Origin of the sequence: Caballeronia sp. GAWG1-1, from assembly GCF_023631465.1 — a bacterium.
GTDB lineage: Bacteria > Pseudomonadota > Gammaproteobacteria > Burkholderiales > Burkholderiaceae > Caballeronia.
Window position 1 is genome coordinate 107,219 of sequence record NZ_JALQDB010000023.1, and the last position, 21,566, is coordinate 128,784.

General features: G+C 60.1%; 20 protein-coding genes. 4 read left to right on the plus strand and 16 right to left on the minus strand.

Annotation, left to right across the window (positions count from 1 at the left end; translation table 11 throughout):
• The 15 genes from NCT03_RS13885 to NCT03_RS13955 form a co-directional block, all read right to left on the minus strand.
• Entirely contained in the window at positions 1 to 903 is a 903-nt protein-coding gene (locus NCT03_RS13885) for a ParB/RepB/Spo0J family partition protein (RefSeq protein WP_244826612.1), read from the minus strand.
• Between the two features lie 46 nt (positions 904 to 949).
• On the minus strand, positions 950 to 1,720 hold the full coding sequence (locus NCT03_RS13890) for a ParA family protein (protein WP_250492835.1): 771 nt from the start codon (positions 1,718 to 1,720) through the stop codon (positions 950 to 952).
• 76 nt (positions 1,721 to 1,796) lie between these two features.
• Positions 1,797 to 2,462, minus strand: a complete 666-nt coding sequence (gene rsmG, locus NCT03_RS13895; protein WP_250492836.1) for a 16S rRNA (guanine(527)-N(7))-methyltransferase RsmG — start codon at positions 2,460 to 2,462, stop codon at positions 1,797 to 1,799.
• Entirely contained in the window at positions 2,459 to 4,423 is a 1,965-nt protein-coding gene (mnmG, locus tag NCT03_RS13900; RefSeq protein WP_250492890.1) for a tRNA uridine-5-carboxymethylaminomethyl(34) synthesis enzyme MnmG, read from the minus strand. Before mnmG ends, rsmG begins: the two co-directional genes overlap by 4 nt.
• Before the next feature lie 150 nt (positions 4,424 to 4,573).
• Positions 4,574 to 5,326 carry an ABC transporter ATP-binding protein gene (locus NCT03_RS13905; protein ID WP_250492837.1) on the minus strand — a complete coding sequence of 251 codons (753 nt, stop codon included), beginning with the start codon at positions 5,324 to 5,326 and terminating at the stop codon, positions 4,574 to 4,576.
• Positions 5,326 to 7,110 carry a branched-chain amino acid ABC transporter ATP-binding protein/permease gene (locus NCT03_RS13910; protein ID WP_250492838.1) on the minus strand — a complete coding sequence of 595 codons (1,785 nt, stop codon included), beginning with the start codon at positions 7,108 to 7,110 and terminating at the stop codon, positions 5,326 to 5,328. The genes NCT03_RS13905 and NCT03_RS13910 overlap by 1 nt, the downstream gene beginning before the upstream one ends.
• Before the next feature lie 4 nt (positions 7,111 to 7,114).
• Positions 7,115 to 8,170 carry a branched-chain amino acid ABC transporter permease gene (locus NCT03_RS13915; protein WP_250492839.1) on the minus strand — a complete coding sequence of 352 codons (1,056 nt, stop codon included), beginning with the start codon at positions 8,168 to 8,170 and terminating at the stop codon, positions 7,115 to 7,117.
• Positions 8,171 to 8,326: 156 nt separating this feature from the next.
• Positions 8,327 to 9,499 (minus strand): ABC transporter substrate-binding protein, encoded by a 1,173-nt coding sequence (locus NCT03_RS13920; RefSeq protein ID WP_250466197.1) that lies wholly within the window; start codon positions 9,497 to 9,499, stop codon positions 8,327 to 8,329.
• 247 nt (positions 9,500 to 9,746) lie between these two features.
• A complete protein-coding gene (locus tag NCT03_RS13925; RefSeq protein WP_250492840.1) occupies positions 9,747 to 10,913 on the minus strand; it encodes an ABC transporter substrate-binding protein in 1,167 nt (388 codons plus the stop codon).
• 504 nt (positions 10,914 to 11,417) lie between these two features.
• Entirely contained in the window at positions 11,418 to 12,389 is a 972-nt protein-coding gene (locus NCT03_RS13930) for a branched-chain amino acid ABC transporter permease (protein WP_250492891.1), read from the minus strand.
• Entirely contained in the window at positions 12,389 to 13,273 is an 885-nt protein-coding gene (locus NCT03_RS13935) for a branched-chain amino acid ABC transporter permease (RefSeq protein WP_250492841.1), read from the minus strand. Before NCT03_RS13935 ends, NCT03_RS13930 begins: the two co-directional genes overlap by 1 nt.
• 83 nt (positions 13,274 to 13,356) lie before the next feature.
• On the minus strand, positions 13,357 to 14,574 hold the full coding sequence (locus NCT03_RS13940; RefSeq protein WP_244826621.1) for an ABC transporter substrate-binding protein: 1,218 nt from the start codon (positions 14,572 to 14,574) through the stop codon (positions 13,357 to 13,359).
• Positions 14,575 to 14,669: 95 nt separating this feature from the next.
• Positions 14,670 to 15,431, minus strand: coding sequence for an ABC transporter ATP-binding protein (locus tag NCT03_RS13945; protein ID WP_244826622.1), 762 nt, complete (start codon positions 15,429 to 15,431; stop codon positions 14,670 to 14,672).
• Positions 15,428 to 16,207 (minus strand): ABC transporter ATP-binding protein, encoded by a 780-nt coding sequence (locus NCT03_RS13950; protein WP_244826623.1) that lies wholly within the window; start codon positions 16,205 to 16,207, stop codon positions 15,428 to 15,430. Before NCT03_RS13950 ends, NCT03_RS13945 begins: the two co-directional genes overlap by 4 nt.
• Positions 16,208 to 16,519: 312 nt before the next feature.
• Entirely contained in the window at positions 16,520 to 18,196 is a 1,677-nt protein-coding gene (locus NCT03_RS13955; RefSeq protein ID WP_250492842.1) for a GMC family oxidoreductase, read from the minus strand.
• Between the two features lie 125 nt (positions 18,197 to 18,321).
• Here NCT03_RS13955 and NCT03_RS13960 point away from each other — a divergent pair, with 125 nt between their 5' ends.
• Together NCT03_RS13960 and NCT03_RS13965 are read left to right on the plus strand one after the other, a co-directional pair.
• Positions 18,322 to 19,224 carry a LysR family transcriptional regulator gene (locus NCT03_RS13960; protein WP_250492843.1) on the plus strand — a complete coding sequence of 301 codons (903 nt, stop codon included), beginning with the start codon at positions 18,322 to 18,324 and terminating at the stop codon, positions 19,222 to 19,224.
• A gap of 88 nt (positions 19,225 to 19,312) precedes the next feature.
• Entirely contained in the window at positions 19,313 to 19,852 is a 540-nt protein-coding gene (locus NCT03_RS13965) for a class IV adenylate cyclase (RefSeq protein WP_250492844.1), read from the plus strand.
• Here the strand turns inward: NCT03_RS13965 and NCT03_RS13970 are convergent.
• Complete coding sequence (locus tag NCT03_RS13970) at positions 19,828 to 20,313, minus strand: Lrp/AsnC family transcriptional regulator (RefSeq protein ID WP_244826627.1); 486 nt, start codon at positions 20,311 to 20,313, stop codon at positions 19,828 to 19,830. The genes NCT03_RS13965 and NCT03_RS13970 overlap by 25 nt on opposite strands.
• Before the next feature lie 2 nt (positions 20,314 to 20,315).
• Here NCT03_RS13970 and NCT03_RS13975 point away from each other — a divergent pair, with 2 nt between their 5' ends.
• Together NCT03_RS13975 and NCT03_RS13980 are read left to right on the plus strand one after the other, a co-directional pair.
• Entirely contained in the window at positions 20,316 to 20,579 is a 264-nt protein-coding gene (locus NCT03_RS13975) for a hypothetical protein (protein ID WP_250492845.1), read from the plus strand.
• Between the two features lie 282 nt (positions 20,580 to 20,861).
• Positions 20,862 to 21,548 carry a response regulator transcription factor gene (locus tag NCT03_RS13980; protein ID WP_244826629.1) on the plus strand — a complete coding sequence of 229 codons (687 nt, stop codon included), beginning with the start codon at positions 20,862 to 20,864 and terminating at the stop codon, positions 21,546 to 21,548.
• Positions 21,549 to 21,566: the final 18 nt, after the last annotated feature.

Below are 21,566 nucleotides of genomic sequence, written 5' to 3' on the forward strand. Positions count from 1 at the left end.
TCACGCGGCCGAATTAGGCGCTTCAATGCTGCCGCGTAGTTTGCTCAGAATGCCTTCGAGCGCGTCGAGGTTGCCGAAATCGATCATCACCTTGCCGCGTCCTCGTCCGCCCAGCTTGATCTTCACGCTCGCCGCGAGCAGATCCGACAGCTCTTCCTCGAGCCTGCGCGTGTCACGGCCGCCATCGTTCGCGGGACGCGCCTTGACTGCCGGCGCTTCCTTCGTCGTCGCGGCGACGAGGCGCTCCGTTTCACGCACCGACAAGCGTCGGTTCACCACGTGATTAGCCAATTGAATCTGCGTGGCGGCATCGACGGCGAGCAGCGCGCGTGCGTGCCCCATGTCGAGATCGCCTGCGAGCAGCATCGTCTGAACGGGCGTGGCGAGGTTCAAGAGACGCAGCAGATTCGATACCGCGCTACGCGATCGCCCGACCGCTTCGGCCGCCTGCTCGTGCGTGAACGTGAATTCGTCGAGCAGGCGCTGGATACCCTGCGCCTCTTCCAGCGGATTCAAATCCTCCCGCTGGATGTTTTCGATCAGCGCCATCGCGGCGGCAGCCTGATCGGGCACGTTCTTCACCAGCACCGGCACTTCGTCGAGCCCAGCCAGACGCGCCGCGCGAAAACGTCGCTCGCCCGCGATGATTTCGTACTGATCCGGGCCGACGGAGCGCACGAGAATCGGCTGCATGAGGCCTTGCGCGCGAATACTCGCGGCGAGCTCTTGCAACGCGCCCTCGTCCATTCGGGTACGCGGCTGATACTTGCCCGCCTGCAGCTTGTCGAGCGACAGGACTGACGGCGTGCCTTCGCCGCGTACGGCTTCGGTAATGTCGACGCTGCCGCCGAGCAATGCATCCAGGCCTCGGCCCAAACCCTTCTTCTTCATCACAGCGCTCATTTCGATTCCTCCGTTGGCGTCGTCCGCCAGATCGAATGGGTTTGCGTTACAGCGCGCGTACGCGCTCGATCATTTCCGTGCCGAACTGGATATACGCCTGCGCGCCACGCGACGACTTGTCGAACACCACGCCTGGCAGGCCGTAACTCGGCGCCTCGGCAAGGCGCACGTTGCGTGGAATGACGACATCGAAAACCTTGTCGCCAAAGTGTTCCTTCAACTGTTCGGACACTTGCTGCTGCAAGGTGATGCGCGGATCGAACATCACACGCAACAGTCCGATCACTTTCAGATCGCGGTTGAGGTTCGCGTGGATCTGCTTGATGGTGCTCACCAGATCCGACAAGCCTTCCAACGCGAAATATTCACACTGCATTGGAATGACGACGCCATGCGCGGCGCACAACGCATTCAATGTCAACAGCGACAATGCAGGCGGACAATCAATCAAGATGAAGTCATAGTCATCGACTATTTGCGCGATGGCCGAGCGAAGAATGTGCTCGCGGTCGTCCATATCCACAAGCTCGACTTCCGCGCCAGCGAGTTCACGATTCGCAGGCAGAACGTGGTATCCCACGCTCTCCGGTCGCACTACCGCCTCACGTAGTGTCACCCCGTCGACTAGCACTTCGTAGATTGTCTTCTCGCATGCGCCCTTGTTGACGCCACTGCCCATCGTCGCGTTCCCCTGCGGGTCCAGATCGATGAGTAGAACGCGTTGATCAAGGCCCGCGAGACTTGCCGCGAGATTGACCGCCGTGGTGGTCTTTCCAACGCCGCCCTTCTGATTTGCGACGCAGAAGATTTTTGCCATCGTTTTATGTCCTCGTTTCTTCGCTGTCAGAAGATCAGCTGCCATTTACGGCCGTGACGAAAGCGCCCGCGACGTGTTACTGCGCGCCGACGGCTACATGGATCAAGTGGCGCTCGGCATCGAGCATCGGAACATTCAGACGCTCGATGCGCTCCACCGTCGCGCCATCTGGCAGACGCGCGATCTCGTCGTCCGGTTGCAAGCCCTTCATCGCGAGAATCCGGCCGTCCTCCGCAACCAGATGACGCGCAAGTGTAACGAAATCCGCGAGGTCTGCGAACGCGCGCGAGACAATTACGTCGAATTTTCCCGGGACTTCGCAACCCGGCCGCAGATTCTCAACGCGCCCCGTCACGACGGAAAGATTCGCCAACCCCAACTGAACCTTCGCTTGCGACTGAAAGGCGGTCTTCTTGTGAACGATGTCGTTCAGCGTCACTTTCACGTCGGGGAAGACAATTGCCAGCACGATACCCGGCAGACCGCCGCCCGAACCGACATCCAAGATCGATTTTGGTTGGCGCGCCACGAGCATCGGAACGATGGCAAGCGAATCGAGAATATGCTGAATGAGCATTTGCTTCGGGTCGCGGATCGCCGTCAGGTTGTAGACGGCGTTCCATTTGCCCAGCAGCGCAACGTAATCGAGCAGCTGCTGTTTCTGCGATGAAGTCAGCGCAAGCGCGAGTTCAGTCGTACCTCGGTCGAGCAAGTTAGCCAGCGATTCGTTTTGGTCCTTCATTGAACCACCGGGTTGCTGCTGGCCTGATCCTGATCGCTGCCTGCGCCGCGTCCGCGCCGGCCGAGGCCGCGCTTGAGATGCACCATGAGCAGTGATATGGCAGCCGGCGTGATGCCCTGTATACGCGATGCCTGCCCGATCGTTTCTGGACGATGCTGCGTTAACTTTTGTCGCGCCTCAAACGAAAGGCCGCGCACTTCGCTGTAGTCGATTGCTTCTGGCAAACGCGTGTTCTCTTGCGCTCCGTTGCGCACGATCTCGTCCGCTTGCCGGTCGATATAGCCTTGGTACTTCACGCCAATCTCGATCTGTTCTTTGATCTGCGCGAGCAGAACTGGATCATCGGCAAGCGATTCAGCTGAACCGCATTCCCCGTTGCGCAAAGCGCAGACGCCATCGTACGAGACACCAGGGCGTCGTAGCAGATCGGCCAAACTGTACTCGTGATCGATCGGCTTGCCGAGTAACGCGGTCGCCTCTTCAGCGGGAAGCGTCTTAGGGTTCACCCACGTGGAGCGCAGACGCTCTGTTTCACGTGAAACAGCGTCGCGCTTGCGGCTGAAAGCATCCCAACGGCCGTCGTCTACGACTCCAAGCTCCCGCCCTGTTTCGGTCAGGCGCATATCCGCGTTATCTTCACGTAGAGACAGACGATATTCCGCACGGCTCGTGAACATTCGATACGGCTCAGAAACTCCGCGCGTTACCAAATCGTCGACCAATACACCCAAGTACGCCTCATCACGGCGCGGTGTCCAGGCATCCCTGCCCTGCACCTGAAGCCCTGCGTTTATGCCGGCTAATAGTCCCTGCGCGGCAGCTTCCTCATAACCCGTCGTGCCGTTGATCTGTCCGGCGAAGAAAAGCCCACAAATGGATTTCGTCTCCAGCGAAGCCTTCAGCGCACGCGGATCGAAGTAGTCGTATTCGATTGCATAGCCAGGACGCAAGATATGGGCGTGTTCGAGACCACGCATGGAACGCACAAGATTTAATTGGACATCGAAAGGCAGACTCGTCGAAATTCCATTGGGATAGAACTCGTTCGTCGTCAGCCCTTCTGGTTCCAGAAAGATTTGATGTGCGTCCTTCGATGCAAACCGATGAATCTTGTCTTCAATCGACGGGCAGTACCGCGGCCCAACGCCTTCAATCACCCCTGTGTACATCGGCGACCGATCCAAGCCTGAACGAATAATGTCGTGCGTTTGAGCGTTCGTGTGCGTCACCCAGCACGGCACCTGGCGCGGATGCTGCTCGACGCGGCCAAGAAAAGAGAAAACCGGAACCGGATCCAAATCGCCCGGCTGCTCTTCAAGTTTTGAAAAATCGATCGTGCGGCCGTCGATGCGCGGTGGCGTTCCCGTCTTAAGTCGGCCCTGCGGCAAATTCAACTCTTTGAGACGTGCGGATAAAGATATCGCAGCAGGATCGCCCGCGCGGCCGCCCACGTAGTTGTTCAACCCCACGTGGATCTTTCCGTCGAGGAACGTCCCCGCTGTCAGAACCACGGCACGCGCCCGAAACCGTAAGCCAACTTGCGTAACGGCACCAACCACGTGGTCGCCTTCCACCATCAAATCATCGACGGCTTGCTGGAACAGCCAGAGATTCGGCTGATTTTCCAGCCGATGGCGTATTGCCTGCTTGTAAAGAATGCGGTCGGCTTGAGCGCGCGTGGCTCGCACTGCAGGACCCTTGGACGAATTGAGAATGCGAAACTGAATACCGGACTCGTCGGTGGCGGCAGCCATCACGCCGCCCAACGCATCGACTTCTTTGACGAGATGTCCTTTTCCGATGCCGCCGATCGACGGATTGCAGCTCATCTGGCCAAGCGTCTCGATGTTATGCGTCAGGAGCAGCGTCCGACAGCCCATTCGCGCCGATGCAAGCGCCGCTTCGGTGCCCGCGTGACCACCGCCAACGACGATCACATCAAATTCTGAGGGAAAAAGCATGAAGATCTCGCATCGAGCGATGCGAACCTGAAGAAAGAATATCGACGAATTATATCGGGTTCTCGTTCGCCGGTTTTCCAACGATCCGGAAAAGGCGAAAAAAATGGCGTGTTTCACGTGAAACACGCCTTCGATATTTGACGCAACCTTTTAAACGGCCTTCTTTACCAACCCGAGGTAAGTCTCGATGACTTGGGGATTGTGTTGCAAATCTTGCGCGGGGCCTTTCAGGGCGAATTCGCCTGTCTCAAGAACGTAGCCGAAGTCAGATATCTGAAGTGCCGCGCGTGCATTTTGCTCGATCAAAAGTATTGCGACGCCCGTCTCGCGAAGCGCGCTAACGATATGAAAAATTTCCTTCACGATTAAGGGTGCCAAGCCCAGACTAGGCTCATCGAGCATCAACAATTTTGGCTTGGCCATCAACGCTCGACCTACAGCAAGCATTTGCCGCTCACCGCCGGATAGCGTTCCTGCCGCCTGCCTGCGGCGTTCCTTCAACCGGGGAAAAAGGCGAAAGACTGGTTCAAGCTGATCCAAGAAGTTTCGCTCCCCCGCTCGCTTGCGCCGATAGGCGCCTAGGACGAGATTGTCCTCAACCGACATCGAAGCAAACAGTTCCCGGCGCTCAGGAACAAGGCACATTCCACGTGAAACACGACGCTCGATAGGCAGCGCAGCGACATCTTCGTCCAGATACCGGATCACACCATTAGACGATCCTGTCTGCGGCAAAGCCCCCATGATTGCATTCAAAAGAGTGGATTTGCCCGCACCATTTGGACCGATCACCGACACGATTTGTCCGGCGCCGACCGTAAGCGTCGCATTGTGCAGCGCCTCGACTTTCCCGTATCGGACGGATAAACCATCGACTTGAAGAATCGGTACACTTTTTTGCATTACTCCACTCCACCAAGATACGCTTCGAGCACAGTAGGATCTTTCTGAACTTCTGAAGGCAAGCCTTCCGCAATCTTCGTCCCGAACTCCATCACGACAAGGCGGTCGGTGAGATTCATCACGAAGTCCATATCGTGCTCGACCAGCAGGATGCTCATTCCCTCTGCGCGAAGCCTACGCAGCAGGTCGGCAAGCTGAAGCTTCTCCTGGTACCGCAAACCAGCAGCTGGCTCATCGAGAAGCAAAAGCGTCGGATCGCAACACAGCGCGCGCGCAATTTCCATGATGCGTTGTTGCCCCAGCGCTAGACTTCCGGCCTCACTGAATACATGCTTTTCCAAGCCGACGCGTTCGATTTGTCGCGCCGCCTCGGCCATCAGCCGAATTTCCTCCGCACCGTTCAAACGCGCGACGCTCCGCCAAACTCCGGTGTTTCCCCGCAGATGCGCGCCAATCGCGACATTTTCCAAGACGCTCATACCCGGAAGCATCTTCACGTGCTGGAAGGTTCGCCCGATGCCCCGCTTTACGATCTCCCGCGATGTTAGCTTCTCGATACGCTCGCCCCGAAAGCTGATCGCGCCGCTTGTAGCCTGAAGCACGCCGGTTACGAGATTGAAAGTGGTGGATTTTCCAGCGCCGTTCGGCCCGATCAGTCCGATGATCTCCCCTGCTTTTATGTCGAAGCTCACGTCGTTCACTGCAACAAGCCCGCCGAACTGTTTGCGCGCGTTATCGACGACAAGAAGCGATTCGCCCGCCGCCGGCTTGCTGCGCTGCGGCAACGCTTCGACGCGCTCCGGCACGCGCGCTCGCGGAGCGCTTGGAAACAAACGCGCCACGAACGGCCACACTCCCTGACGCGTGTATTGAAGCAGCAACACCATCAACACGCCGAAGACAATAACCTCGAAATTTCCGTTCGCACCAATCAACTTGGGCAGCAGCGTCTGTAGATAATCTTGCAGAACGGTGAGGATAGTCGCGCCCAGAATTGCACCCCAGACATGCGCCACTCCGCCAACCACTGCCATGAACAGAAACTCGATGCCATGATTAAGCCCGAACGGCGTCGGATTCACCGCACGCTGCAAATGCGCGTAAAGAAAGCCGGAAATGGATGCAAGCACCGCCGCATAGACAAAGATAACGACGCGCATCCAGCCGGTATTGACGCCCATCGCCTCCGCCATCGTGCCGCCGCCGCGCAACGCACGGATGGCGCGGCCCGGACGACTATTAAGCAGATTCTGAACAGATACGACGGCGAGCAGCACGACGACCCAAATCAGGTAGTAGATGCTGCGCCCAGACTCCAAGTGCCATCCAAAAAGGTTCAACACAGGAATTCCATTGATCCCGTCGTACTTGCCGAGCAACTCCATGTTTCCAAACAGATAAAACAACGACAGTCCCCACGCGATTGTGCCGAGCGGCAGAAAGTGCCCGGAAAGCCGCATCGTAATGAGGCCCAGAAACAGCGCGATGATCGCCGTCAACACCACGCCCGCGATCAACGCAAGCCACGGTGACACACCGTATTGGGTCGTCAGAAACGCCGTTGCATACGCGCCTACGCCGACGAACGCGGCCTGCCCGAAGCTCGTCATCCCGCCTATGCCCGTCAGCAAGACGAGCCCTATCGCGACAATCGAATACAAGCCGATGTAGTTGAGCAGCGTGATCCAGTACTCGGGCACGGCCACCGGTTTCGGCAACACGGGCAACGCAAAGACCACGACGAGGAACAGCCAGAAGAAGCGGTATCGATGAAGGAATGCCATTGCGTTACTCCTCGTCTTCATCGGAATGCGGGCTTGCCAGGCTTCGCCATAGCAGCACCGGAATAATTAGCGTGAAGACGATCACCTCTTTGTACGCGCTCGCCCAGAACGACGAATACGACTCCAGCAAGCCGACGAGCAGCGACCCCGCTGCCGCCAGCGGATAACTCACCAGACCGCCCACGATTGCCCCGACGAAGCCCTTCAAGCCGATCAGGAATCCCGAGTCGTAATAGATGGTCGTGATGGGTGCGACGAGTACGCCGCACAGCGCGCCGAGCCCCGCCGCCAGCGTGAACGCGAGCCGCCCCGCCTGCGTCGTGCCGATGCCGACCAGGCGCGCGCCCAGCCTGTTCACCGACGTCGCCCGCAACGCCTTGCCAGAAATGGTCCGGTCGAAGTAGAAGTAGAGCGCCGCGATCAGCACGACCGCCGTGCCCACCACCCACACACTCTGCCCGGAGATCGACACGCTGCCGAGATTGAAGGTGGCGTCGGAGAACGCCGTCGTGCGCGATCCTTCCGCGCCGAACATGACGAGCCCGAGCCCGACCATCGCGAAGTGCACGGCCACCGCGACGATCAGCAGCAACAGCGTGCTTGCCTCCGCGATCGGCTCGTAGGCGAGTCGATACACGAACGGTCCCATCGGCACGACGATCAACAGCGTCAGCGCGATCTGCACGAACATCGGCAAGGGCTGCGCGAAGATTGCCTGCGTCAGTACCCATACGCCGACGGGAAACAGCACATACTTTCCCGCGAGCGTTGCAAGCAGCCGTCCAATCTGCCGATACCGCGTCGGATGCCGCACGATCCCCGCAAGTTCCGCGACGAAGCAACCCGCGCCCATGACGATGAGCAAGTAACACGTCGCCGGCAGCTTTTGCGTCTGCAGCGCGGCAAGCGTGAGCGCGCCATAAGCGACGAACTCCCCTTGCGGGATGAAAATGACGCGAGTCACGGAAAACACGAGCACCAGGGCGAGCGCGAGCAATGCGTAGATCGCGCCCGTGGTGATCCCGTCTTGCGCGAGGATCGCCGCAATCGATAAGTCCATACTTCCTCTTCAGAGCTTCCGCAAAAAGGTCGGGCTGCCGGATCAGCCCGTGAACATGGGAAAAAGCGGCGCGCCGCATACATCGGCGCACCGCTTTGCTATCTTGAAAATCGGAGAAAAGAACGCGCCTTTAGCAGAGCCCGCGCTCAAGTCCGATCAGTCGTTGAGCAGCTTCCACTTGCCATCGGAGATTTGCACCATCACACGCGCGCGATCGTCGAAGCCGTTGTGATCGTTCGATGTCGTGTTCATGATGCCGTGCGCGACGGGCAAGTCCTTCAGATTCTCTAACGCGGCGCGCAGCGCTTCACGGAACTCGGGCGTACCCGGCTGCGCTTTCTTGAGCGCTTCGGGGATCGCACGCTGAAGCATCTGACCGGCGTCCCACGCGTGACCGCCGAAGGTGGAAAGCGTACCCGCCCCGTTGGCCTTCTCATAGGCGTTCTTGTACGCCGCCGAGGACTTCTTCACCGGATTGTTTTCCGGCAGTTGCTCGGTCACGAGAACCGGCCCGGCAGGCAGGATCTCTCCTTCGCAATCCTTGCCGCATACGCGCAGGAAGTCGTTGTTCGCCACCCCGTGCGTCTGATAAACCTTGCCCTTGTACCCGCGCTCCTTCAACGCCTTCGCCGGCAGCGCCGACGGCGTTCCCGCGCCTGCGATCAGCACGGCATCCGGATTGGCGCCCACCGTCTTGAGCACCTGACCGGTGACGGACGTGTCCGTGCGGTTATAGCGTTCGTTCGCGACGATCTTGAGCTTGTGCGCGCTCGCCGCTGCGTTGAAGACGTTGTACCAGCCGTCGCCGTAGGCATCCGCGAAGCCGATGAAGCCCACTGTCTTCACGCCGTGCTTCTCCATGTAACTGGCGATGGCGTCGGCCATGAGCGCGTCGTTCTGCGGCGTCTTGAAGACCCACGCTTTCTTGCCATCCATCGGTGCAATGATGGAAGCCGATGCCGCCATCGAGATCATCGGTGTCTTCGAAGCCGAAGCGGCATCGATCATCGCGAGCGAATTGGGCGTGACCGTTGAACCGACGACTGCATCGACATGATCCTCGTCTATCAGCTTGCGCGTGTTCTGCACGGCGCGGCTCGTGTCGGAGCCGTCATCCAGCACGATGTACTCGACGGACTTGCCGCCAATTTCCTTTGGCAACAACGCGATGGTATTTTTCTCGGGAATCCCGAGCGATGCCGCCGGTCCCGTCGCCGAGAGCGTCACGCCAATCTTCACTTGCGCGAAGGCCGCGCCTGAGCTTACGAGCGCGCCCCCCGCGATGGCGAGCGCGACGCTTGCCCTGATCCATGTGTGCTTCGTTTTCATTGCTTGTCTCCAAACGCGACCGGCTGTACGCGCCGCTGCGAGTTGTTATCGATGAAGCTTGCTTACTGCCGTCTGAACAGCCGCCCCAATCTATGTACCGCGAAACCACGTGCCTAGGCTGGTTTTCCCTGACCGTCGACAGGCGCTGCATGGGGTTTTCGCGCCCTCTTCTCTTCGATTACGGCATGCAGAAAAAAAGGCGCGACCATGACAGACGCGCCTTCTTCGTTTGCGTGATTTCACATGCTCAGTTGCCCGAGAGCTTCCACTTGCCGCCGACGATCTCCACCATCACGCGAGCACGCTGATCAAGACCAGAGTGATCGTTCGCGCTCATGTTGAAGATGCCGTGCGATGCAGGCAAGTCCCTGGTGCCCTCGATAGCCGCGCGCAATGCCTCGCGAAACGCGGGCGTTCCTGGCTGACCCTTCTTCAAGGCAATGGGAATAGCGCGCTGGAGAATGAGGCCCGCGTCCCACGCATGACCGCCGAACGTCGAGACCGAACCCGCGCCGTATGAGCCTTCATAAGCCTTCTTGTAAGTGAGCGCGGCTTGCTTTACCGGATTGCTGTCCGGCAGTTGCTCGGCGACCAGCAACGGTCCGGCGGGCAGGAACGTGCCTTCGCAATCCTTGCCGCATACGCGCAGGAAGTCGTTGTTGGCAACGCCGTGCGTCTGATAGATCTTGCCCTTGTAGCCGCGCTCCTTGAGCGTCTTCTGCGGCAGCGCGGCGGGTGTTCCAGCACCGGCGATGAGCACCGCATCCGCGTTCTGCGACATCATCTTGAGCACTTGCCCCGTGACCGATGCGTCGTTGCGCGCGAAGCGCTCGTTGGCCACGACGCGAATCTTCGCGAATTCCGCCGCCTTCGTGAACTCCTTGAACCAGCTCTCGCCGTAGGCGTCTGAGAAGCCGATGAAGGCAACCGTCTTCACGCCATGATTCGACATGTGCTGCGCGATGGCGGTCGCCATGAGGATGTCGTTCTGCGGCGTCTTGAAGACCCACGCCTTCTTCGCGTCCATGGGTTCGACGATGCTGGCCGCGGCCGCCATCGAGATCATGGGCGTGGTGGTCTCGGCGGCGATGTCGATCATCGCGAGGGAATTGGGAACGACCGTGGAACCGACGAGCGCATCGACGTGGTCTTCGCTCGTGAGCTTGCGCGCGTTCTTCACGGCTTGCGTGGAATCCGTGGCGTCATCCAACACGATGTACTGCACCTTCTGCCCCGCCACTTCTTTTGGCAACAACGCGATGGTGTTCTTTTCCGGAATGCCGAGCGAAGCCGCCGGGCCCGTTGCCGAAACCGTCACGCCTATCTTTACGTCCGCGAAAACCTGAGTGCTGAATACCGCCGATAAACCCGCGACAGCCATTGCGACCGTCTTAACGCGTAAAGCCCACTTCATTGATTTGCGCCCCGTCTTGATCGTGAAACGTCCAGTTTGAAGCCCGCGTCTTTTCACCGACCGATGGGTCGGGAAATGCAGTTTAGCGGAGGCGCGTCATGCACAGCAAGCGTTTTGCAGGGCTTATGACGGCTGTCGAACGTAAGCTGCGACCGGGTGTGAATGCGAGTTTTTTGAATCCGCCGAAACGGTATGCGGATTATATTTCGGCGACGCGAAATATCGACGTAAAACAAAACAGCCAATAAAAAAGCGCTGTTGGAATCATCCAACAGCGCTTTCGGTCGGGCACTTGGTGCCTCATGTCTCCTCGTTCTCCACCTCAAAAATCTGGGTGCAACAGAACTAAGCAGAATGTTATCGACTGTATCGTTTCGCAACAACCTAGCATTTACCCTAGTGGTGCATAAAAGCACCTTAAGAGGGCGATTTCGGGGTCGTTAACCGTGCATTGCGCGCGTGCCGTTGCTTGAACAGTATTTGTTCGGATATCCAACTAAATGGTTAACCCTGTAGCGGTCTGACACGCGCCACGATTTCACCCACAATGCCACGTCGAAATGCCAGCACGCATGCGATAAAAATCAGGCCCGTCACGATAGTCACGGATTCACCCAGCGAATTGAACCAGTCCACGCCGGTGAGTCGCGCAAGTCCGCCGCCGATATCGCCGAGCCGGTCTTCCAGCGCAACGATGATCGCCGCGCCGAGCAACGGACCGAACATGGTGCTCATGCCGCCGACGAGCGTCATCAGCACAACCAGGCCGGACATGGTCCAGTAGGCATCGCCGAGAGTTTCGAAGCCGAGCACGAGCGTCTTCAGCGCACCGGCCAGCCCTGCAAGACCCGCCGACAACACGAACGCAAGCAGCTTGTAGCGCGCGGTATCGTAGCCGAGGGATACCGCGCGCGGCTCGTTCTCCTTGATCGCGATCAGCACTTGCCCGAACGGCGAATGCACGATACGCACGATCAACGCAAACGCCAGCAACATGACGATGAGTACGACGTAATAGAGCGTGATGTCACTGCCGAGGTTCAACGCGCCGAAGAGCTTGCCGCGCGGCACGCCTTGCAAGCCGTCTTCGCCATGCGTGAACGGCGCCTGCAGGAACACGAAGTAGACCATCTGCGCGAGCGCGAGCGTGACCATCGCGAAGTAGATGCCTTGGCGGCGAATCGCCAGAAGACCGACGATCAATCCAAGCACGGTCGCCACCGCCGTTCCCGCGATCACGCCGAGTTCGGGCGTCAACCCCAATGTTTGGATGGCATAGCCCGCGGTGTAACCCGCGCTTGCCAGAAACATCGCGTGCCCGAAAGACAGCAAGCCCGTATAGCCGATCAACAGATTGAACGCCGCCGCGAACAACGCGAAGCACAGCACTTTCATCATGAAGACCGGATATACGCCCGCGAAGGGCGCGACGATCAAAGCGATCAGCAACAAGCCGTAAAGCGCTTTTCTCTGCATCATTTTTCCTTGCCGAAGAGTCCGGCGGGCCGCACCATCAGCACGAGCGCCATGATGACGAAGACAACCGTCGCGGACGCTTCCGGATAAAACACGCGCGTCAGGCCTTCGATGATGCCGAGCAAAAGACCCGTGAGAATCGAGCCCATGATCGAACCCATGCCGCCGATCACCACGACCGCGAACACGGTGATGATCATCGACTGGCCCATCAGCGGCGACACTTGAATCACCGGCGCGGCCAGCACCCCCGCAAAGGCCGCAAGCGCGACGCCGAAGCCATAGGTGAGCGTGATCATGAGCGGCACGTTGATGCCGAATGCCTCGACGAGCTTCGGGTTCTCCGTGCCTGCGCGCAGATAAGCGCCGATGCGCGTCTTCTCGATCACGAACCATGTCGCGAAGCACACCGCGAGCGATGCCACGACGACCCACGCGCGATAGTTCGGCAGGAACATGAAGCCGAGATTGGTCGCGCCCGTCAGAAGCGAGGGCACGTCGTAAGGCTGACCCGACGAACCATAGATGGAACGGAACACGCCTTCGATCACGAGCGTGAGGCCGAACGTAAGCAACAAGCCGTAGAGATGATCGAGCTTGTACAGCCAACGCAGCATCGAGCGTTCGATAACCATGCCGAAGAGGCCGACGACAAGCGGCGCGAGCACGAGCATCGCCCAATACGGCACGTTGAGATACGAGGCGCCCATCCACGCGAGCATCGCGCCAAGCATGAACAACGCGCCGTGCGCGAAGTTGATGACGTTGAGCAAGCCGAAGATCACCGCGAGCCCGAGACTCAGGATCGCGTAGAACGAGCCGTTCACCAGTCCGAGGAGCAACTGGCTCATCATCGCGGCGAGCGGAATGCCGAAAATTTCCATTGAACCTGCCGTCAGGAATGGGTCGATTAAGTCATCGCGACAAGCGGCCGATGACAGCCGCTTGCCGCATCAACCGTGTGCGCTTACTTCCACGCCGCGCAGCGCGACTCCGCCTTCGTGCCGAATGCCTGATCGCCGGGAATCGTCGCCGTGATCTTGTAGTAGTCCCACGGCTCCTTCGACTCCGACGGCTTCTTCACTTCCATGAGATACATGTCGTGGATCATCGCGCCGTCCTGGCGGATGGTGCCCTTCGCGTAGAAGTCGTCGATCTTCGTCTGCTTCAACTGCGCCATGATCTTGTCGCTGTCGGTCGTGCCCGTGGCCTGCACGGCCTTCAGATACGTCGTGACAGCCGAATAGTCCGCGGCCTGCAGGCTCGTCGGCATCTTCTTCATCTTGTCGAAGTAGCGCTTGGCCCACGCGCGCGTCTTGTCGTCCTTATTCCAGTACCAGCTATCCGTCGCCACGAGGCCTTGCGTGGTTTCGAGTCCCAGGCTGTGGATGTCCGTCAGGAAGATCAGCAACGCGGCGAGTTTCATCGACTTGTTGATGCCGAATTCCTTCGCTGCCTTGATCGAGTTGATGGTGTCGCCGCCCGCGTTCGCAAGACCGAGCACCTGCGCCTTCGATCCTTGCGCCTGCAACAGAAACGACGAGAAGTCCGACGCCGACAGCGGATGGCGTACATCGCCGAGCACTTGGCCGCCGTTGGCCTTCACCACATCGGCCGTGTTCTTTTCGAGCGCCTTGCCGAACGCGTAGTCGGCGGTGAGGAAGTACCACGACTTGCCGCCCTGCTTCGTCACGGCGGAACCGGTGCCCTTGGCGAGCGCCATGGTGTCGTACGCATAGTGCACGGTGTACGGTGTGCACTGCTCGTTCGTGAGGTTGTCCGCGCCCGCGCCGATGTTGATGTACGGAACCTTCTTCTCGCCCGCGACCTGATTGGTGGAAAGCGCGGTAGCCGAGTTCGTGCCGCCGATGATCACGTTCACGCCATCGCGGTCGATCCACTCACGCGCGCGCGATGCCGCGATATCCGCCTTGTTCTGGTGATCCGCATACACGAGTTCGATTTGCTTGCCGTTCACCTTGCCGCCGAAGTCCGCAATCGCCATGCGAATGGCTTCGAGACCGCCCTGGCCGTCGATATCGGCATAGAGACCCGACAGGTCGGTAATGAAGCCGATCTTCACCGTGTTGCCGTCGGCCGCGTGAGCAGCGTTCATGGACGCCACACTCGCCGCCGCAGCCGCAAAGCAAAAAGTGGAAAGGCGCGCGAGGGTCTTCATTTTCATTGCAGTCTCCGTGAGTTTTTGGTTGTTGCGTGCTGCCTGAGCCGTGCCGCTTTACGTGCCGCTTCAACGTGCCGCGTTTGTCGATTTAAGAACGATTACACCCCGAGCAATTCGTGCAGCACCGGCATCTTCGCTTCGAGTTCCCCCGCGCCGAAATGCTCGACGATGTTTCCATGCTCCATCACATAGAAGCGGTCCGCGAGCGGCGCCGCGAAACGAAAATTCTGTTCGACCATGACGATGGTGTAGCCACGCGCCTTCAGCATGAGGATCATGCGCGCAAGTGTCTGCACGATGACGGGCGCAAGCCCTTCCGATATTTCATCGAGCAGCAGCAAATTGGCGCCGGTGCGCAGAATGCGCGCCACCGCGAGCATTTGCTGTTCGCCGCCCGAGAGCCGCGTGCCCTGACTCGCGCGCCGCTCCTTCAGATTCGGGAACATGGAATAGATCTCGTCCAGCGGCATCGCCTCTTTCGGATTGCCGGTCACCGGTGGCAGGAGAAGATTTTCTTCGCAGGACAAGCTCGAAAAAATGCCGCGCTCCTCCGGACAATAGCCGACCCCATGATGCGCGATCTTGTGTGTGGCAAGCCCAATGGTCTCGCGTCCGCCCACGCGGATAGAGCCCGTGCGCCGCCCGGTCAATCCCATGATGGCGCGCATCGTGGTCGTGCGCCCCGCGCCGTTACGGCCGAGCAGCGTGACCACTTCGCCGCGATTCACCTTCAGATCGACGCCATGCAGAATGTGCGATTCGCCGTACCACGCCTGCAAGCCTGCTATTTCCAGCGCGGGCACATGACCCGCTGCGCCGTTCGCCTCTTGCGAGCGGCGCGCTTCCACGATCGTGCTCATGCGTGCGCTCCGGTGAGCGCTGCATCGGCGCTGCCCATGTAGGCTTCCATCACGAGCGGATTCTTCGATACTTCCGCATAGCTGCCTTCCGCGAGCACTTCGCCGCGCTGAAGCACCGTGATGGTGTCGGAGATGCCCGCGATCACGTTCATGTTGTGCTCGACCATCAGAATGGTGCGTCCCGCCGAGACCTTCTTGATGAGCGCCGTCACGCGATCCACGTCCTCGTGCCCCATACCTTGCGTCGGTTCGTCGAGCAGCATGAGTTCGGGTTCCATCGAAAGCGTCGTGGCAATTTCCAGCGCGCGCTTGCGGCCGTATGAAAGCTCGACGGTTTTCGTATCGGCGAAATCGGTCAGGCCCACTTGCGTGAGCAGATCCATCGCGCGGTCGTTGAGGGCATCGAGCGAACGCTCGCTGCGCCAGAACTGGAACGACGTGCCGAGCTGCCGCTGCAGGCCGACGCGCACGTTCTGCAGCACGCTCAAGTGCGGAAACACGGCGGAAATCTGGAACGAACGAATGATGCCGCGCCGCGCGATATGCGCCGGGCGTTCGCGCGTGATGTCGGTGCCGTTGAAGACGATCTGGCCCGCGGTGGGTTCGAGGAACTTGGTGAGAAGGTTGAAGCAGGTCGTCTTGCCCGCGCCGTTGGGACCGATCAGCGCGTGGATCGAACCGCGGCGCACGCGCAGGTTCACGCCATTCACGGCCGTGAAGCCTTTGAATTCCTTCGTGAGCCCTCGCGTTTCCAGAATGGTGTCGCCGAGAATCATGTCCCCTTCCATGCGAAGTGAAACGCTAAGCGGATGACTTCGCCTGCGCCTTATTTTTTATCCGCGCATACCGGACGCGGGTTTCGCGCCGATACCGCTTAGCCTCGTGCGCCGCTGTTGCGGTTGCACAAAAGTGTGCGCGCGATAAGCCGAGCATCACCTGATTCGAGGCCATTGTCGCCGCAATGATGCAGCGCAATCATTGGGATTTGCACTTACTTACGCCGTTGAAAGCTCGGGCTGTCGGACATGCGAAGGCCTCGCATGACGCCGTCTCGTGCGAGGCCGCCAAACGCGCTGTTCATCGTGCGGTCATGCAAGCGCGGTTGCGATGACCTCTTGCGCTTCCATGCCGCGCCGGTCTTCGCGAATCATGTCGCTTGCGCGTTCGGCGATCATCAGCGTCGGCGAATTCGTGTTCCCGGAGGTGATGACCGGCATCACCGATGCATCGACCACGCGCAATCCGCGCACGCCGATCACGCGCAGACGGCTATCGACCACGGCGGCGGGATCGTTGTCCGTGCCCATGCGGCATGTGCCGACCGGATGAAAAATCGTCGTGCCGATATTGCCTGCCGCTTCGATCAGTTCTTCCTGCGTCTGGAACTGGATGCCGGGCAGAATCTCTTCGGGCGCATGTCGCGCCAGCGCGGGCGCGCTGACGATACGTCGCGTGAGCTTCAACGCGTTGACGGCAACTTCGCGGTCGTGTTTCGTGGAAAGATAATTCGGCGCGATGAGCGGTGCCGCGTGCGCATCCGGCGAGCCGATATGCACGCTGCCGCGCGACGTAGGCCGCAGATTGCATACGGACGCCGTGAACGCATTGAACGCGTGCAAGGGCTCGCCGAAGCGTTCGAGCGACAACGGCTGAACGTGATATTCGACATCGGAGCGCTTGATGGATGCGTCGTCGGGATTGGATTTGGCGAACGCGCCGAGTTGCGACGGCGCCATCGACATGGGGCCGCTGCGCAAGAGCGCGTATTGCATGCCGATGAAAAGCTTGCCCCACCATTTGGCCGACAACGTATTGAGCGTGCGTACGCCGTTCACTCTGTATGCCATGCGCAATTGCAGATGGTCCTGCAGATTCTCGCCGACGCCGCGCAGATCGCGCACGACATCGATGCCGAGCCGCTGCAGCCGCGCGCCATTGCCGATGCCCGAGAGCTCGAGAATCTGCGGCGAGTTGACCGCGCCCGCGCTGAGAATCACCTCGCAACGCGCCCGCGCGATGTAATCGACGTCGCCGCCGCGATATTCCACGCCCGAGCACCGCATGCCCTCGAACACGAGCCGTTGCGTGTGCGCGCCGGTGATGGTCGTGAGGTTCGGGCGCTTCATCGCTTCACGCAGGAAGGCTTTGGCCGCGTTCCAGCGAATGCCGCCGCGCTGGTTCACATCGAAATAACCGACGCCTGTGTTGTCGCCGCGATTGAAGTCATCGGTTGCGGGAATGCCGCTTTGCTGCGCGGCTTGCGAGAAGGTTTCGAGAATCTTCCACTTGAGACGCTGTTTTTCCACGCGCCATTCGCCGCCCGCGCCATGCCACTGATTCGCGCCGCCGTGATGATCCTCGCTGCGCTTGAAGATGGGCAGCACGGAATCCCACGACCAGTTCGGGTCGCCGCTGATATGCGCCCAGTCATCGTAGTCTTCGCGCTGGCCGCGCATGTAGATCATGCCGTTGATGGATGAACATCCGCCGAGCACGCGACCGCGCGGATAAGACAGCGCGCGCCCGTTGAGACCCGCTTCGGCTTGCGTCTTGTACAGCCAGTCCGTGCGCGGATTGCCAATGCAGTACAAGTAGCCGACGGGAATGTGAATCCAGTGATAGTCGTCCTTGCCGCCCGCTTCGAGCAGCAGCACGTTCACGTTGGGGTCTTCGCTGAGGCGATTGGCGAGCACGCATCCGGCCGTGCCCGCGCCGACGATGATGTAGTCGAATTCACCTTCCAACTTGCGGGCGTCCTGTTTCATCGCTGTCTCCTGATGGCCGGCAATGCCGTCTGTCGCGGCATGGTCTGGCGAGAGTAACGCCGCAAGCCGCAGCAAATCCAATGAGATATGTTCATCGGCGATATAAGTCGCGCTAATATCAGCGCATGGACTACACACTTCTGCGCGCTTTCATCACCGTCGCTCGCGAAGGCAATCTCACGCGCGCGGCGGCGCAACTGCATGTCACTCAGCCAGCGGTCAGTCTCCAGATCAAGAATCTTCAGGAGATGCTCGGCGTCGTGCTGTTCTCGCGGACATCGCACGGACTTTTGCTGACGCGCGACGGCGAAGCGCTGCTGCCGCACGCGGAACGCGCGCTCGGCGCCGCCGCCGATGTCCAACGCGCCGCCGCCGCATTGCGCGACGAAGTGAGCGGCACGTTGCGCATCGGGACGATCCTCGATCCCGAATTTCTGCGCCTTGGCGGCTTTCTGCGGCAACTCGTGGAAGCGTATCCGCGCATTGAAACGGCGTTGCGGCATGGCATGTCGGGCTGGGTGCTCGAACGCGTGAAGTCGCGCGAACTGGATGTCGGCTACTACATCGGCGACCCTGCGGCGGACGGCACGCGCGATGGCGAGCGCTTTCATGTCGTGCGGCTGACGCCCTTCGACTATCGCGTGCTCGCGCCCGCTGGCTGGCATAACCGCGTGAACAAGGGAAAGCGCAACTGGGCGACGCTCGCGCGGTTGCCGTGGATCTGGACGCCGCCGGAATCCGCGCACAACCGGCTGCTATCGCAGATTTTCCGCGATGCCAACGCGTCGCCGACCATCGTCGCCGAAGTGGATCAGGAGCCGTCGATGCTCGATCTCGTCAAATCGGGCGTGGGCCTTTCGCTCGCCCGCGATTCGATCGCGCTGCGGGAAGCGCACGCGCATGCGCTGACCATCGTCGAGGGCGTCACGGTATCGACACAACTGTCGTTCGTGACGCTCGCCGAACGCCGCGAGGAACCGGCGATTGCGGCTGCGCTGCGGCTCATCGACGCCCAATGGTCGATGTAAGGCGAAGTTCAAGCGGCCTTCATCGAAACTTTGCTAGGCTTGAGCGCAGATGCTTCATTCAACGCAAACCGCTCAACCGGAGTCCTCCATGGCACGCAACATCGAAATCAAGGCACGCGCTCATCAGTTCGACCAATTGCGTGAGCGCGCCGCCGCGCTCGCCACCGACAGGCCGCTGGTGTTTCGCCAGCAGGACTTCTTCTACGACGTGCCCATCGGCCGTCTCAAGTTGCGCCAGTTCGACGACGGCACGCCATCGGAGCTGATCTTCTATCAGCGCGACGACCGCGACGGCCCGAAAGTCTCGTATTACTCGCGCAGTCCCGTGACGAATCCCGAAGCCATGCATACGCTGCTCGCGCAGGCGCTGACCACGCGCGGCATCGTCACGAAGGAAAGGCATGTCTATCTGGTCGGGCGCACGCGCATCCATCTGGATCGCGTGGATGGGCTTGGGGACTTCATCGAACTCGAAGTGCTGCTGGGTCAGGAAGACGACGAAGCCGGCGGCGAGGAAGAAGCGCACGCCATGTTCGCGCGTCTTGGCGTGGAACAGACGGATCTGGTGCCGGTTGCTTATGTCGACTTGCTGAATCCGACGCTTCAGGCGGAATCGGTCGACAAGTGACCTAGCGGCAGCGGACCGTTGCGCTTGAATGTCGTGAGAACGATGTTCGAGCGCACGCTATCGACGCCGGGAACGCGCATCAGCTTCTTCATCACGAAGGTGGACAGCGCGTTCAGATCGGGCGCGACGATCCGCAGAAGGTAATCCGCATCGCCGACGGTCGCGTGGCATTCGAGCACTTCGGGCAGCGTCTCGATCTGCTGCTGAAACTCCTCGATGATCGAATCGCCGTGATGCTTGAGCTTCAGGCTCGTGAACGCGGTCACACCGAGGCCAAGCTTTTCTGGCCGCAACACCACCCGATATCCTTCGATCACGCCGGTCGCTTCGAGCCGCTGCAGTCGACGGCCGATCTGCGACGGCGACAGCGGCACCTGCTCGCCCAATTGCTGATGCGTGGCGCGGCCGAAGCGTTGCAGCACATCGAGCAAGGCGAGATCGAAATGATCGAGTTCCAGCATGATTGGGCGCGCGCGAAAGCGAAAACGAAGATGCGACTTTAGCGCATGAAAATGCCATCACTCACATACCCGACGCGTCGAAGGGCCGTTTCGCGCGGAGCTTAACGCCTGCTTACGGCAACCGACAAGGTAACAGCCGTATTACCAACCGTGACATGATCGAAAGGATCGAAAAGCGCCTTTTGCCAGCTTCACGTCATGGATGGAAGCCGATGCGAAGCTTGGAGAAAGAAATCGTGCTGAAATCTTTCGGTCGTGCAGGCTGATTTATAAGGGCGTGTAATCTAGCCGCGTGACGCGCGCCCGTGGACCCGGCCGATCGACCGGCACTTCTGACTGACGCTGTACAATCAGCAGCGCAACTAGCCTGGGCAACGTTCAGGCAGAAAGTCATCCGGTGTACGGCCGCTCGCGGCTCGAGGTTACGTTCGCGCGACGCCGCATGAGAATCAACGGATTTGATCCGGCTCGAACCCGCGCCGCCGCGTCGTGCATGTCACCGGCTTGGGCGCCGGCTCGGGTTAAACCCATCGTACTTGAGCGAGTTCATGCGAATCCTTCTGATTGAAGACGACCGCCCCATTGCGCGCGGCATCCAGAGCAGCCTCGAACAGTCGGGCTTCACGGTCGATATGGTCCACGACGGCATCTTCGCCGAGCAAGCGCTCGCGCAGAACCGCCACGAACTGGTCATTCTCGATCTGGGCCTGCCGGGCATCGACGGCATGACGCTTCTGGCGCGCTTTCGCCAGAGCAACCGGCATACGCCGGTCATCATCCTCACCGCGCGCGACGAACTGCATGACCGCGTGCAGGGGCTGAACAGCGGCGCCGACGACTACATGCTCAAGCCCTTCGAGCCGCAGGAACTGGAAGCGCGCATTCGCGCCGTGATGCGCCGTAGCGGCCCGCACGGCGACGTGCCGCGCCCCGAAGTCACCTTGGGCGGCTTGCGTCTGTCGGGCGTGGATCGCCGCATCTTCAACGACGAGCGTCCGCTCGAACTGTCGCCGCGCGAATTCGCCGTGCTGGAAATGCTGCTGCTGCGTCATGGCCGCGTCGTCAGCAAGGCGCAATTGCAGGATCACCTGACGCATTTCGGCGGCGATCTCGGCGATACGGCCATCGAAGTTTATGTGCATCGCGTGCGCAAAAAGCTCGAAAACACGCGCGTGGAAATCGTGACGGTGCGCGGCTTCGGCTATTTGCTTCAGGAGATCCGTCAGGCGACGTGATGTCCCGGCGGTAGAACG